Raw genomic sequence first — 13902 nt, forward strand, 5'->3', positions numbered from 1 at the left:
GTTCACTCAATTCACAATTTCTAGGGGCGGTACGCGCGCTCCTCGTAGTCGAACCAGTCGAAGTCGGCCGGAGCCCCCGTCCCCGAGGTATCCTGGCAGGCCATGCCGACGAAGGCGCCGGTGAAATTCGGCGCGCCGGGGACACTGGCCTCGTCCGACAGGATGCTGGCGTCGAACACCTCGGGGAGCCACGTCCAGGCGCCCTGCCCCAAGTCATACCCTTGCCGGAAACCGAAACGCAGGCGCTCGAAATCCACCTCGACCCGCAGCTCGACCGGGCCCACGTCCAGCGGGAGCGGGGCGGTGAAGCTGTCGGCTTGCGGACTGTCGGGCGTGCAGGTCATGACCCGCAGGTGCTTGCCGACCTCGTCGTCATGGCTGACGTGCAGATAGTGGAACTTGGCGCCGTTGTAGTAGCAGACCAGGCCGGCGGCCTGCTGGAAGTGCGCGGGCTCGAAGTCCAGGACCGTCGCGGCCGAGTAGCAGTGGGCCTGCTGGCGACGCGCCACCAGGGCCTGCCTGAACACGCTGCCCAGGCTTTCACGCCCGTGGAGGCGCAGGCTGCCCGGCTTCTCCGCGAGGCTGAAGATCTCCGCCGGAAACGGCGTGCGCAGCCATTGAAAGTCCGTCGGCAGCTCCGGGCCGTCGAAGTCCTCGCGCACCGGCCCGGCAGGCCAGGGATGGGCCGGCAAGTTCGGCGCGGGGGTCTCCAGAGTCGGGTCGCCCGAACCGTCGAGCGTGCGTGGCCAACCGTCCTCGCCCCAGACCAGCTTCTGGATCGCCGTCTCGCGCCCCAGGGTGCAGCGGCCACGACCGGGGAGCGGCCGGCCGCACAGGTAGACGGCGTAGGTCTCGCCGTCCGCGGTCTCGACGAGGTCGGCATGGCCGGCCCGTTGCAGCGGCGCGTGCGGTCGGTCCCGGGCGGTCAGGACGTAGGTGTCGGGATGCAGCTCGTACGGACCTTCAAGGGTCCGCGACCGGGCCATGGTCATCGCATGACCCCAGCCGGTGCCGCCCTCGGCCGTGACCAGATAGTACCAGCCGTCGCGCTTGTAGAGATGCGGCGCCTCGGTCAGGCCGATCGGCGTGCCCTCGAAGATCATCCTGCGTTCGCCGACCAGGCCGCCCTCGGCGACCGAGTACTCCTGCAGTACGATACCGGCGAACCGGTTCTTGCCCGGCCGATGGTCCCACAGCTGATTGACCAGCCACTTGCGACCGTCGTCGTCATGGAACAGCGAGGGATCGAAGCCGGAGCTGTTCAGATGGATCGGGTCCGACCACTCGCCGTCGATGGTCTCGGCGGTGACCAGGTAGTTGTGAAAGTCGCGCATCGAGGCGCCCGACGCCCCGCCCACCGTGGTGCGGCCATAGCGCTTCACGTCGGTGAAGATCAGCCAGAACTTGCCATCGGCGTGGGTCAGGCACGGCGCCCAGAGCCCGCAGCCGTCGGGATCGCCCAGCATGTTCAGTTGGCTGGCGCGGCGCAGGGGCCGGGCCAGCAGGCGCCAGTTGCCCAGGTCCCGCGAGTGGTGGATCTGCACGCCCGGAAACCACTCGAAGGTCGAGGTCGCGACGTAATAGTCCTCTCCCACCCTTACGATCGACGGGTCGGGATTGAAGCCGCGAAGGATCGGATTGCGGATCACGGGAAGGCTCACGGATTGGGAATCTGGCTGACCGGCTCGGCGCGGGCTGGAACCCGGTCCTTGACCAGGGTCCAAAGCAGAACCGCCCCGGCGATGTCCAGCACGCCGAGGGCCACGAAGAACGGATCATAGCCGATCCTGGTCACCAGCCCGCCGATCAGCAGCGAAAACAGCAGGAGCCCCAGATTGCCCATCATGCCCGCCAGGCCCGCCACCGTGGCGACCTCGTCGCGGCGGAACAGGTCCGAGGCCATGGTGATGACGGTGACCGACAGGGTCTGGTGGGCGAAACCGCCCAGACACAGCAGGGCGATGGCCGCGTAGGCGCTCTCGACCTTGCCGACGAACATCATGCCGGTCATCAGCGCCGCCCCCAGGGTGAAGGCGATGCGACGGGCGTTGATCAGCGAGACGCCGCGCTTCTGCAGGAAGTGGGCGATGACGGGGCCGGCCATGCAGCCCAGGTCCGCGGCCACGAAGGGCATCCAGGCGAACAGGGCGATCTGCTTCAGGTCAAAGCCGCGCGTCTGGGACAGATAGAGCGGGACCCAGAACGACAGCGTCCCCCAGGTCGGGTCGGCCAGGAAGCGCGGCAGGGCGATGCCCCAGAACTGGCGTTGCTTGAGGATGGAGACGATCGAGGGCTTGGTCCCGGCGGCGGAGAGGTGCGCCTCCTGGCCGGCGGCGATGCGCTGGCGCTCCTCGTCGGTCATGGCGGGGTGCTTGTCGGGCGAGCGATAGAAGGCCAGCCAGGCGACCACCCAGATCAAGCCCAGGGCCCCGGTCAGCACGAAGGCCGCGCGCCAGTTCCAGGACAGCACCGCCCACACCACCAGCGGCGGCGCCAGCATCGAGCCGATCGACGAGCCGATGTTGAAGACCCCGCCCGCGAAGCCGCGCTCCTTGGCTGGGAACCACGTCGCCACGGTCTTCATGCCGGCCGGCTGGGCCGAGCCCTCGGCCAGGCCCAGAAAGCCGCGCAAGACGGCGAAGCCTTGCCAACTGTTGGCCAGGCCGTGGGCCATGGCGATCAACGACCAAGCGGCGGCGAACACCGCGAAGCCGGTGCGCAGGCCCAGGGTGTCCAGCACATAGCCGCAGAACGGCTGCAGCATGATCCCCAGCTGGAAGGCGCTGGTGATCCAGGAATATTCCTTCACCGAGATGTCGAGGTCCTTCAGGACCGTCGGGGCGGCGACGCCCATGGTCGCGCGGGTCAGGTAGTTGACGATCGCGCCCAGCATGACCAGGCCGATGATCCACCAGCGCAGGGCTTTCAGCTTGGGCAAAGGCGGTCTCCCCCGTCCGTCCGCGCGTTCGTTCGGCGCGCTGGACTCGGTGTTACCGCTATCGTCGTTGAGGTCTGACGTCCACCCCGGCGAGGTCAGACATTAGTCGTATATCTAGGCGTGGGGATGGCCCGCGCGGAGGGCCTTGCCGCGACGCGAGGCTTGCGAGGCCGCCGAGGGCGGCTTCTTGGCGCCGTTGGCCGATTTTGCGGCCTTGCTCGACTTGGCCAGCTTAGCGGCGCGCGCGTCCTTCTCCGCCGCCGCGCGCTGGAATGCTCGGACGCTGCGGTCCGCGCGCGCCTTGCAATGGGCGTGCATGGCCTCCAGCTCCTTGTCGGTCAGCTTCTCGATGCCGATGAACTCGTTCTCGGCGTCGGTGGTGGCGCGGATCAGCTCGTCCAGCTTGGTCTGCAGCGCGATGCCGTCGCGGTTCTGGGTGTTCTGGATCAGGAACACCATCAGGAAGGTGACAATCGTCGTGCCGGTATTGATCACCAGCTGCCAGGTCTCGGAGAACCCGAACAGCGGCCCGGTGAGCGCCCAGGTCAGGACCAGGGCGACGCAGACCAGGAAGGCCGGCGGGCTGCCCGTGATCTTGGCGGTGATGTTGGCGAATTTGGCGAACAGCTTGTCCACGGGCGACCTCTCCATGATCGCCCGCTAACGCCTAGACTGTCGCGTCGGCTCCCTGGCCATGCGCCGGTTGGCGCAGCGTGTCGGCGCCGTGGCGGTCGACCTCGCCTACGAAGCGGTCCTTGTCCCCGGCGACCATTGCGGGCTCCCAGACGAAGACTCCGACGCAGTCATGCGCGGCGCCGATCTCGGCGGCGACCTCGAGGGCCTCGAGATCGTCTTCGGCGGTCTCGGCGATGAAGGTCAGGGATACGCCGTCCGCGCGTCGCGGATAGAACAGATAGGTGGGCATGACATGAGCTCCTGCCAAAACGAGCGGGAGCAGAAGCCGCAGCTTCCTCTCTCAGTCACCAACGGCTCGAAAACACCGTGTCAGCGATGACTAGACATTACCACCCATTCCGGGGATGGCCAGTAAATATTGAAATCAGTCGAAGAAGTGTTTGTCGTAAACTCGACATATCCAGGCGATGTTCGAGGCAACCGGCCGGAATACATGATTAATTAAAACAACACATGACACGTCCTGTGCCAGAAGAGTTGCCCGACTATTTCACGGCGCAGCTTCGATGTTGGGCCGGTTTTCGCTGGCGCGGGGCTCCCGGCTCCGCCAACCTCCCCTCGATTTCGGCGCGAAGGAAGACGCGATGATCGGATACACCCTTGTGGGCGCTAACGACCTGGATAAGGCCAAGACCTTCTACGACGGCCTGTTCGGCGCGGTCGGCGTCAAGCGACTGATGGAATTCCCCAATGGCGGTTGCGCCTGGGGCTCCGACTGGAGCAAGCCGATGTTCGGCGTCGGCAAGCCCTATGACGGCCAGGCCGCCACCTTCGGCAACGGCACGATGATCGCCATCGTCCTCGACGAGCGGTCCAAGGTCGACACCCTGTACGAGAAGGCCCTCGCCCTGGGCGCCCAATGCGAGGGCGGTCCCGGCGTGCGCGGTGACGAAGGCGAGCAGGCGTTCTACGCCGCCTATTTCCGGGACCTGGACGGCAACAAGCTGTGCGCGTTCCGCGTGGGGCCGGCGAACTAAGACGTCACATTTTGCGCGTCATCCCGGACGGCCCGCAGGGGCGATCCGGGATGACACGATGATTTGCAGAGCTACTTGTAGCTGATCGTCCAGCTCACCGTGATCGGCCCGGCCTGCGCCGCGCCGCCCGTGCAGCTGGTCAGGCTGGTCATCGCGCCGGTGGGCGCGCGATAGGCCTTCTCGTCGTTCAGCGCCCGCGTCGAGCAGCTCAATCCCTCGACCTTGAAGCCGGTCACGTCACCCGTTCCAAAGGTGGTCGTCCCACCCTTGGTCGCCGCCTTGCCCGAGAAGCTGGCGAAGGCCAGGTCGACGGCCTTTACGGTCACGCCCGGCTTCGGCGTGAACACGTCCGTGCGACGGATACGGCCCGGCTCCAGGACATAGGTCGTCTTGACGCCGAAACGGTCGTCGGCGACCGGCGCCTTCTGACCCAGGCGGTCCAGCCGGTCCTGGTCGTAGGTCACCACCGTACGCGCGCCCTGCTCGTCGATCTTGACGTGGGCGGCATAGGCCAGCGGCGCCAACTGCGCGCCGTCGGCCAGGGTGATACGCGGCAGAAGCTGCGGGAACACGCCGTCGGCCACGCCCTGCAGCATCCCGGGGGAGAACGGGATCGGATAATAGGGCGTGTTCATGTGCTGGCTTTCGCCGCCATTGATGATCGGCAGGCCGATCACGCGGGTCTTGTCTCGCACCGTCACGACCAGACGGTCGTTCTTGCCGCGCGCGAACCAGGTCACCGTCCGCTTGGGCAGCTTGTCCAGCCACGCCGCGTAGCCGGGATCGGTCGCCTTGTCCTTGAAGCCCAGCTCGTCCCAGATGGCGCTGGTATAGATGTACTGCCGAGCCAGGCTGAGGTTCTCGCCCAGGATCCGGTGCTTGCCGCGATAGGTGTCGGTGCGGCGGCCATGCTCCCACATGTTCACCGAGCCCATCTTGGGATCGAACCAGAAGTCCATGTAGCGGGCCGCGACGCGCGAGCTGAACGCGTAGGCCATCGTCTTCTCTTCGGGCGTCAGTACATCCAGCTTGGCCGCCGCGGTCAGCACCTCGAGGAAGGCCGTCTCGCCATAGGTCCCGATGCTGCGGCCATACTCGAAGCCTTCGCCGCGCAGGTTGAGGCGCGGCAGCATCAGGTCCACCGACCGGCGCAGCCAGGCGCGGACCTCCGGCGTGGCGGGCATGCCGGCCTCGATCAGGCGGTGGCTGATCTCGCCGATCAGCAGCACGCTGTAGCGGTCGAACCGCCCTTCCCCGTCAGTCTCGTCGGCGAAGCCATACTCGCCGGAATATTTGCGATAGTGGTCGAGCGTCCGGTCCAGCAGGGCCTCGCTGGCCGAGGCGTCCTCCCAGCCGAGGTTGTAGCGCAGGCGCGCCACGCTGAAGGCGACGCCGTAATAGTTGTTGGGCAGGTTGATCAGGGTCAGGTCGTCGGCGCGCACGAAGCGGCGCCAGTCCAGCTTGGCCTTCAGCTTGGCCAGGGTCGCGGGCGACACCGCCTGGTCCAGCACGCCGGCTTCCTGCAGCATGTGCAGCGCCTGGCAGTAGTAGTAGATGCCCCAGGTGTCGTTGGTGTCGTCGACGGTCAGGTCCGCGATCTGGCGGTAGGCGGCCAGGTACCGGGCGAACTTCGGATCGGTGCGCGGCGTGTCGACGACGAGATAGGCCAGGCCGATCGCGATCTTGCCCGGCAGGAACTTGTCGTCGGCTTCGAAGACCTTGACCCCGTCGAAGGTCATGTCGCGCTTCTCGGCCAGCAGCTTGTCCAGCACCACCGCCATCTGCGGCAGCAAGCGGGCCTCGACAGTGCGGTTCATCGGCGCGACGGACGTGTAGATCGCGCCGCGCGGACCTTGGGCGACCGGAGCCTTGGAGGGGGTCGCGGCGCACACCGGCGCGGCCGTGGCGACCACCAGGGCCGCGGTGGTCAGGAACAGGGAGGTACGCAGTCGCATCGGTCGCTCATGACGCCCGCCTTCGCGGGTCTTCTGGCTATCTAGAGCCGCGCGACGTCAATCGGCGGCGGCAAGTTGACATGACCAATCTTGCCGACCGCCTAAAATTGTCAAGCCACTTTGGCCTTACCAGTTGAACATCGTCCCGTCCTGCAGGCGATTCACCGGCAGATAGGCGCGCTTGTAGGGATGCGTCGCGGCCAGGGCCTCGTCGATGTCGACGCCTAGGCCAGGCTTGTCGCCCGGGTGCAGCATGCCGTCGCCGAAGGTGTAGGCGTGCGGGAAGACCGCATCGGTCTCCGGCGTGTGGCGCATATATTCCTGCAGGCCGAAGTTCGGGATCGCCATGCCAAGGTGCAGGGCCGCGGCCATGGTCACCGGCGAGAGATCCGTGGCGCCGTGGCACCCGGTCTTCACATGGTGCAGGTCGGCGAAGGCGGCGATCTTCTTGAGGTTGGTGATCCCGCCCGCGTGCAGCACCGTGGCGCGCAGGTAGTCGATCAGCTGCTCCTCGATCAGGGTCTTGCAGTCCCAGACGTTGCTGAAGATCTCGCCCACGGCCAGCGGCGTGGTCGTGTGCTGGCGGATCAGCCGGAAGCCGGCCTGGTTCTCGGCGGGGACCGAGTCTTCCAGCCAGAACAGGCGGTAGGGCTCCAGATCCTTGCCCAGGCGCGCGGCCTCGATCGGGGTCAGCCGGTGGTGGACGTCATGCAGGAGGTGCACGTCCCAGCCCAGGACCTCGCGGGCCTTCTGGAACAGTTTCGGCACGTGGTTCAGATAGGCGGCCGTCGACCAGAGGTTCTCGGTCGGCAGGTCGTTGTCGGCCGGCTCGTAGAACATCTTGTCGCCCGAGACGCCGTAGGTGCTGGAAAGCCCCGGCACGCCGGTCTGCAGGCGGATGGCCTTGTAGCCCATGGCCTTGTACTTCACGGCCTCGGCGATGGTGTCGTCGATGCTCTCGCCGTTGGCGTGGCCATAGACCGTGACGCCGACGCGGCTGGCGCCACCCAGCAGCTGGTACAGCGGCAAGCCCGCCACCTTGGCCTTGATGTCCCACAGCGCCATGTCGACAGCAGCCAGGGCGCTCATGCCCACGGGACCACCGCGCCAGTACGAACCGCGATAGAAGAACTGCCAGGTGTCCTCGATCTGGTGCGCATCGCGGCCGATCAGGCACGGAACCATGTGGTCGCGCAGATAGCTGACCACCGCCAACTCGCGGCCGTTCAAGGTGGCGTCGCCGACGCCGGTGGTCCCGTCTTCGGTCGTGATCTTCAGCGTCACGAAATTGCGGCCGGGGCAGGTGACGATGACCTTGGCGTCGATGATCTTCAGCATGGACCTAGTTAGCTAAGCGCGGCCGTAAAGTGGCCTGACCACTTCTAGCGACTTATCCGACAAGATGCTAGAGCGTCATAGCCGAAAGTGTTCGTGGATCGGGCGACGGTTCCGCCCCTGGTCTGAAAGGATCGAGCCTGCTTGTCTTTCCTGGCGAGTCCATCCGAAAACGGTGGCCTTGCCACTTGTCGCCCATGCGAGCGGAGTAGCGCGGGGCGGGGCCTTGCAATAGGCTGCGCCGATCCCGACACAGCGTCGGACGGATTGCGAAACACATGACCACTTCGACGGCCGAAACCCGCAAGCTTTACCAGCAGGTCGCCAATTCGATCGCCGAGTCGATTCGGAGCGGCGTCCACAAGCCTGGCCAGCGCCTGCCGTCGGAACGCGACCTGGCCGAGGACTACAAGGTCAGCCGTCCCACGGTGCGCGAGGCGATGATCGCGCTGGAAATTCGCGGCCTGGTCGAGGCCCGGCATGGCTCGGGCGTCTATGTCACCGAGGCCCCGCGCCCCGAAGCGCCCGAACCCGACCTCGACATCGGCGCCTTCGAGCTGACCGAGGCCCGCCGCCTGATCGAGGGCGAAGTCGCCGCCCTGGCCGCCGCCACCATCACCGACGAAGAGCTCAATGAGCTGGCCGAGATCATGGACGACATGGTCACGGAGAACGACAACAACGTGAAGGGCGAGCGGGCCGACCGCCGCTTCCACGTCACCATCGCCGCCGCCAGCCGCAACAGCGCCCTGGTCACCGTCGTCGAGAACCTCTGGGACCTGCGCTACAAGTCGCCGCTGTGCCGGGCCATGCTGGAACGCGCCCGCCAGGTGGGCGTGCGCCCGCTGATCGACGACCACCAGGAGATCCTGCTGGCCCTGCGCGAACGCGACCCGACCAGCGCCCGCAACGCCATGCGCGAACACCTGGGCCGGGTCATCGACAACCTCCTGACCGCCACCGAGATCGACGCCCTGGAACGGGCTCGCAATGAGGTGGCCGCCCGGCGGACGGAACTGGCGCGGCGCTCGGCGATCTAGGCCAGGCCGCGCTCGCGCGTTCTCCGGCTCGACGTGACCTAGACGCCGACCAGGTCGCCGCTTGCGATCGTGGGGATTCCGACAAACTTCACCGCGAGATCTCCGGTGAGGTCGAAGGCCCCGTTGTGGTTCACGTCGATGAACAGATAGGTGTCCGGTCCGGCGTGGACGATGGTCGCCCGGCGGGTGACCCCGCCCGCGTCGTTGTAGAAGACGCCGCTGGCGACCAGGGCGTTGAAGCCGGCGAGATCGGTGACGCTGCCCTTGTCGACGACCACCAGCTCGGCCTGGGTCATCCCCAGCGCCTTGACGTCGATCTTGTCCTGGCCGCTCACGAAACCGAAAACGGCGTCCATGGGGGTGGTGCTGGCGAACTGCATCGCGCGGCGGGAGGATCCGGCCTGGCTGTCGTCGCTGAAGAGGGAGTCGGTGACGGCCTTGTAGACCAAGGTGTCGATCGGCTTATGGGTCGCCGCGCCGTTCGCCACTTCCTCGTTCAAGGCGTCGAAAACCCCACCGCCCAGGAGGAACGCGTCGCCGCCCTTGCCGCCGTAGAGGCTCTGGGCCACGGCCGTGGTCGAAAGGCCGGCCACGAGCGTGTCGTTGGCCGCGCCACCGACCATATTGACCGCCACGCCGGGGGCCACGGCCGCGGCGGCGGCCAGGACCAGGCCGCCCGTCGCCGCCGTGCCGTCCAGCAGGATGTTGTGGGTGATGGCCCCCGTCGCCACCAGCATCGCCTGGGAACCGGAGATGTTCACGATGTTCGGCGCTGTGGCCGGCGACAGCACCAGGATGTTGTCGCTGCCGACCTTGTCGTTGCCGAGGACGCCGCCCGAGACCACGTTCAGGATCTCGATCGACCCGGCCACGGCGGTGCCCCCGAGCGCCAGGCCGTTGATGACCGCGCCGGACGGGAACGGCTGAACGCCATTGCCGTAGAGGCCCAGGCTGAGCGTGTCGGTCGGGCCCGAGGCGTCATGGAGCTGCAGGGTGAGCCCGGCGCCGAGTCCGCCGGTCAGGTTGACGATGGAGCCGGTCGGCAGGTCGACCCGCTGCTGGGCGATCGGCGAACTGGTCAGATAGACCGGCATGATGCCGCCCCCGACCCCCTTGCCATAGGTCGCCGCCCCCGGCGCATAGGCGGCCAGGATGTTGGCGTTGTAGACGGCGGTGTTGTTGGCGATCGAGGCGTGATGCTGATCGAGCGCCAGGGCGTAGGCGCCGACACCCGCCTTGATCGATTCCTCCAGGATGTAGCCGACGATGATGGCCTTGGTGGCCAGGTCCTGGTTGAAGGCCCCGGCCCGCGCGGCGGCGACCTGCTGGAAGAAGGGAATGGCCCCCTGGATCGCGGCCACGGCGGCCGCGACCTGAGAAGCCCCGACCACCGCGACCCCGACAATCTGTTCATAGGCTTGAGCGACGGTCGCCTGCAGCGTCAGCGCCCCGTAGGCGGTCGCGAAGCCAGCGGCGTTGGGCCCCTGGAAGGCCTGGCTGATCGCCAGGTTGTAGTAGCGGTTCTCGAGGTTGAAGCCGCCCTCGCTGGGGTTCGAGGCCGTGCCGGTCGCGCCGTTGTAATAGCTGGTGTTCAGCCCGGACCCGGCCGTGTTGAGCAGGTAGTTCAGGCCAGCCTGACTGGGCGCCGAGCCGTTGAAATACTGATAGACGGCCACGGCCACGTCGGTCGTGGCCCGCACCTGCGGACTTTGCAGCGCCAGGGCCAGCACCTGCTGGTCGGCGATAGCGCCGGCGGCGGCCTGGGCGATCGCCTGGGTAAAACTCGCCACGGTCGCGGCGTCGGGCGCTTGGCCGAAGTTCGTCGCCGTGTAGTAGGCGGTCAGTTGAGCAACGGTATAGGCCACCTAGTCCCCCTTCGTGACGGACGCGGCCGTTGAACCAAGGGCGGCTGCGAGACGGCGATCGGGGATGACTTCGTTCGCTCGGACGGTCTGCACGGACGAGCCCCCTCAAACGTGGAGGCTCGACCTTAACCCCAAGACAGCGCTGCGCAATGGTTCGCGGACGGCGGCGATCCGAGGACCGCGCGAGCGGCCTCGAGATCGCGGCCTGTCGCCCCGCCTACTTCCGGTAAGGCGCGATCGTCAGCCGGCTCTGGGCGCCGGGCTTCAACTTGGCGATATAGCCGGCCTTCTCCGCGAAGCCCGCGTCGCCATAGGCCCAGGCCGCCAGATCATAGAGCGGCAGGGCCTCGCGCGTAGCGGCCTCGGGTTCGAGATCCTTGTAGGGGAAGGCTTTCTCATTGCCGACGAACTGGCCGAGATAGTCGAAGGCGACGCGGATGCCCTGCCCCTTCGGCCCCTTGTAGCCCCACAGGTCGACGCCGACGCAGGGCCCCAGCTCGGCCATGCCGGCCAGCGGCTCGAGGGTGAAGTAGCTGTAGTGCATGCCCTTGGTGCGGGCCAGTTCCTTGGGCAGCTTGCCATCGGCCTCGATCTGCGGGTCGATGCGGACCCTGCCGGCGGCCGCGAGCACGGTCTTGGCGACGTCCGGCTGGCGGGCGAACAGGGCGAAGGTCGCCAGCTGATAGTCGTACCAGACGCCGTGATTGTTCTCGGCCGCGCGCTCTTCCTTGCCGGTCGGGGCGGTCTGCATCCATTTGGCGTAGTCGCCGAACCAGGTTTCCAGGCCCTTCTGCTCGGCCGGAGTCAGCGCCTTGGACGGCGACAGCACGCCGATCGACTCGATGACCCGCAGCAGGCGGTACGTGTCGAGCACGCCCTCGGCGCGGCCCAGGGTGCGGCCGGGCACGCCCTGGGCATAGGTCATGGCGGGGTTCATACGCGTGGCCGGATCCAGGAACCAGACCCGCAGCAGCTGGGCGGCCTTGGTCGCGTACTTGGCGTCGCCGGTGAAATAGTAGGCCAGCGACAGCGCCTCGACGGCGTCGCCGAAGTCGCCCATGCGCACGGCGTCGAAGGCGTTGGTGGCGCGCTCGGGATTGAACTCGCCGTCGCGGCGGATGTAGGGCTCGCCGTTCGGCTTGCTGGCGTCGGGCCACCAGTACGGGCCCATCGAGATGTAGTCGTGCTTGTCGCCGCTGGGCGGGGTGCGGCTCTTGTCGGCGACACTATAGACCGGACCGTTCAGCGCCTTGTCGGCGCGGGCCAGCAGCGCCTTGTAGGCCGGGGCCAGCGCGGGATCGGCGAGGTTGGCCTTGGCCGCCTCCAGCCACTGCGGTTTCCAGCGGAAGGTCCGGCGACCGCCGAAGTCGGCCGTGTAGCCGTCGCTGGCGCGGCACGTCGGAGCGTCCGCCGCCTGGGCCGTCGAGGCCGCTCCGCCCGCCAGCAGGCTCGCGCAGAGCGCCATCATCCCGATCGAACGCCGCATCATCTCGATACTCCCCGAACTCGCCGCGTTCCGTCGCGGTCGTGGCGCGGACCATAGACGATCATCCTGGGCTCGCAAGATTGGCCAGACCAAATTGGCCAATTTGGTTTGCCACATTGCCTGCCTCCGCCGATCTCCGCTACTTAGGGTGGACGACAGCGCCCGACAGAGGCGCGAACGGGGAACGATGATGCGCGCGCCGATGTCCGCCGTCCTGGCAAGCCTTGTCCTGATCGCCAGCCCGGCCTTGGCCGCGCCGCCTTCGGCCACCCCCGCGCCGTCCGCGCAGACGGATGTTTCCGCGCCTGCCCTGACCCTGGGTCGCGCCGTCGCCGACTGGCAGCTGCGCCACATGGACGGCAAGTTCGACTATGTGCAGACCCATCGTCCTGGCACGCAAAATCCGCGGGGATGGATCCAGGGGGCCTTCTATGTTGGCCTGACCGCTTTCGCCGAACGGACAGGGGACTTGAGCTACGCCCAGGCCCTCCGCGCCCACGGCGTTTCGCAGGACTGGGGCCTGGGCAAGCGCCCTCTGCACGCCGACGACCACGTCATCGCCCAAACCTGGCTGTGGCTGAACGCCCGCGACCACGACGCCGCCCAGTTCGCGCCGGTGAAGGCGCGCTTCGACGCTATCCTGGCCGACCCGCCCAAGGCCAACCTGACCTTCATCGACGGCACCGAGGACCAGCCCTGCCAGGCCCGCTGGTGCTGGAGCGACGCCCTGTTCATGGCGCCGCCGACCTGGACGGCCCTGTCGGTCGCGACCAAGGACCCTCGCTACGCCGCCTATGGCGACAAGGAGTTCTGGGCGACGACCGATTGGCTGCTCGACAAGGAGAACGGCCTCTATTTCCGCGACAGCCGCTATTTCGACCGCCGCGACGACCAGGGCCGCAAGATCTTCTGGAGCCGCGGCAACGGCTGGGCCTATGCCGGGATCGTCAACATCCTCAAGACCCTGCCGGCCAACCACCCGTCGCGCCCGCGCTATGTCGCCCTGTTCAAGCGGATGTCGGCCAGGCTGGTGTCGCTGCAGAAGCCTGACGGCTACTGGTCGGTGTCCCTGCTCGCCCCCGAACACAGCCCGCCCGAGACCAGTGGCACCGGCTTCTTCGTCTACGGCCTGGCCTGGGGCGTGAACCAGGGTCTGCTGAAGGAGCCGAAATACGCCCGCTCGGCGCGCCTGGGCTGGTCGAGCCTGGCCAAGGCCGTGCAACCCGACGGCAAACTCGGCTGGGTGCAGCAGGTCGGCTACGCCCCCGACCATGTCGAGGCCAATGACACCCAGCTCTACGGCGCCGGCGCCTTCCTGCTGGCCGCCTCGGAAGTGTCGCGCGGCCGCTTCTAGGTCTGAAGTCCCTCTCTCAGAGAGAGGGGGTTCGCGTTGCGCGCACAACTCCAGAACACGGGCCCGTGAACATCGATATCCAGTAATACCAACTATTCAAATTTTGATTTTCGATACATCGCCGCACGCATCGTTCCACGAACAATGAGATTTCGAACTTGTTCCAATAGCGGCGTTATAGATTTCCGGCACGTTACGGCGGGGATAAGAGTTTGACTTATTCTCGCCCCATTCAAATAGAGTCGTGTCCTTAAAG

11 protein-coding genes are annotated in these 13902 nt (G+C 67.0%); 3 read left to right on the forward strand and 8 right to left on the reverse strand.

Annotated elements, in window-relative coordinates; translation table 11 throughout:
* Window positions 1-20 precede the first annotated feature (20 nt).
* From AC1RRV_RS05535 to AC1RRV_RS05550, 4 genes are all read right to left on the reverse strand, one after another.
* Window positions 21-1661: a glycoside hydrolase family 43 protein gene (locus AC1RRV_RS05535; protein WP_492858580.1), complete on the reverse strand. Its 1641-nt coding sequence runs from the start codon at window positions 1659-1661 to the stop codon at window positions 21-23.
* The gene (locus AC1RRV_RS05540) at window positions 1658-2893 is read right to left on the reverse strand and encodes an MFS transporter (protein WP_492858664.1); all 1236 of its coding nucleotides are present in this window, start codon (window positions 2891-2893) and stop codon (window positions 1658-1660) included. The genes AC1RRV_RS05535 and AC1RRV_RS05540 overlap by 4 nt, the downstream gene beginning before the upstream one ends.
* A gap of 159 nt (window positions 2894-3052) precedes the next feature.
* Window positions 3053-3574, reverse strand: coding sequence for a low affinity iron permease family protein (locus AC1RRV_RS05545; RefSeq protein ID WP_492858581.1), 522 nt, complete (start codon window positions 3572-3574; stop codon window positions 3053-3055).
* Between the two features lie 31 nt (window positions 3575-3605).
* Window positions 3606-3863: a hypothetical protein gene (locus AC1RRV_RS05550; protein ID WP_492858582.1), complete on the reverse strand. Its 258-nt coding sequence runs from the start codon at window positions 3861-3863 to the stop codon at window positions 3606-3608.
* Between the two features lie 355 nt (window positions 3864-4218).
* Here AC1RRV_RS05550 and AC1RRV_RS05555 point away from each other — a divergent pair, with 355 nt between their 5' ends.
* Entirely contained in the window at window positions 4219-4611 is a 393-nt protein-coding gene (locus AC1RRV_RS05555; RefSeq protein ID WP_492858583.1) for a VOC family protein, read from the forward strand.
* A gap of 71 nt (window positions 4612-4682) precedes the next feature.
* On the opposite strand, the gene AC1RRV_RS05560 is transcribed toward AC1RRV_RS05555, so the two are convergent.
* The gene (locus AC1RRV_RS05560; RefSeq protein WP_492858584.1) at window positions 4683-6566 is read right to left on the reverse strand and encodes a hypothetical protein; all 1884 of its coding nucleotides are present in this window, start codon (window positions 6564-6566) and stop codon (window positions 4683-4685) included.
* Between the two features lie 126 nt (window positions 6567-6692).
* On the reverse strand, window positions 6693-7904 hold the full coding sequence (gene manD / locus AC1RRV_RS05565) for a D-mannonate dehydratase ManD (protein WP_492858585.1): 1212 nt from the start codon (window positions 7902-7904) through the stop codon (window positions 6693-6695).
* Window positions 7905-8179: 275 nt separating this feature from the next.
* On the opposite strand from manD, the gene AC1RRV_RS05570 reads away from it, so the two are divergent.
* A complete protein-coding gene (locus AC1RRV_RS05570) occupies window positions 8180-8941 on the forward strand; it encodes a FadR/GntR family transcriptional regulator (protein ID WP_492858586.1) in 762 nt (253 codons plus the stop codon).
* 38 nt (window positions 8942-8979) lie between these two features.
* Here the strand turns inward: AC1RRV_RS05570 and AC1RRV_RS05575 are convergent, their stop codons facing one another.
* Both AC1RRV_RS05575 and AC1RRV_RS05580 read right to left on the reverse strand, forming a co-directional pair.
* Window positions 8980-10806: a calcium-binding protein gene (locus AC1RRV_RS05575; protein WP_492858587.1), complete on the reverse strand. Its 1827-nt coding sequence runs from the start codon at window positions 10804-10806 to the stop codon at window positions 8980-8982.
* Between the two features lie 217 nt (window positions 10807-11023).
* Window positions 11024-12292: an alginate lyase family protein gene (locus AC1RRV_RS05580; protein ID WP_492858588.1), complete on the reverse strand. Its 1269-nt coding sequence runs from the start codon at window positions 12290-12292 to the stop codon at window positions 11024-11026.
* Window positions 12293-12494: 202 nt separating this feature from the next.
* On the opposite strand from AC1RRV_RS05580, the gene AC1RRV_RS05585 reads away from it, so the two are divergent.
* Window positions 12495-13646: a glycoside hydrolase family 88/105 protein gene (locus AC1RRV_RS05585; protein WP_492858589.1), complete on the forward strand. Its 1152-nt coding sequence runs from the start codon at window positions 12495-12497 to the stop codon at window positions 13644-13646.
* Window positions 13647-13902 lie beyond the last annotated feature (256 nt).

The sequence above is a fragment of the Caulobacter sp. GW821-FHT11E10 genome, from assembly GCF_058808375.1.

Coding starts and splice junctions, on each gene's coding strand:
- AC1RRV_RS05540 (WP_492858664.1), bottom strand. CDS start 2,893: ATGCTGGGCGCGATCGTCAACTACCTGACCCGCGCGACCATGGGCGTC.
- AC1RRV_RS05550 (WP_492858582.1), bottom strand. CDS start 3,863: ATGCCCACCTATCTGTTCTATCCGCGACGCGCGGACGGCGTATCCCTG.
- AC1RRV_RS05555 (WP_492858583.1), top strand. CDS start 4,219: ATGATCGGATACACCCTTGTGGGCGCTAACGACCTGGATAAGGCCAAG.
- AC1RRV_RS05560 (WP_492858584.1), bottom strand. CDS start 6,566: ATGCGACTGCGTACCTCCCTGTTCCTGACCACCGCGGCCCTGGTGGTC.
- manD (WP_492858585.1), bottom strand. CDS start 7,904: ATGCTGAAGATCATCGACGCCAAGGTCATCGTCACCTGCCCCGGCCGC.
- AC1RRV_RS05570 (WP_492858586.1), top strand. CDS start 8,180: ATGACCACTTCGACGGCCGAAACCCGCAAGCTTTACCAGCAGGTCGCC.
- AC1RRV_RS05580 (WP_492858588.1), bottom strand. CDS start 12,292: ATGCGGCGTTCGATCGGGATGATGGCGCTCTGCGCGAGCCTGCTGGCG.
- AC1RRV_RS05585 (WP_492858589.1), top strand. CDS start 12,495: ATGTCCGCCGTCCTGGCAAGCCTTGTCCTGATCGCCAGCCCGGCCTTG.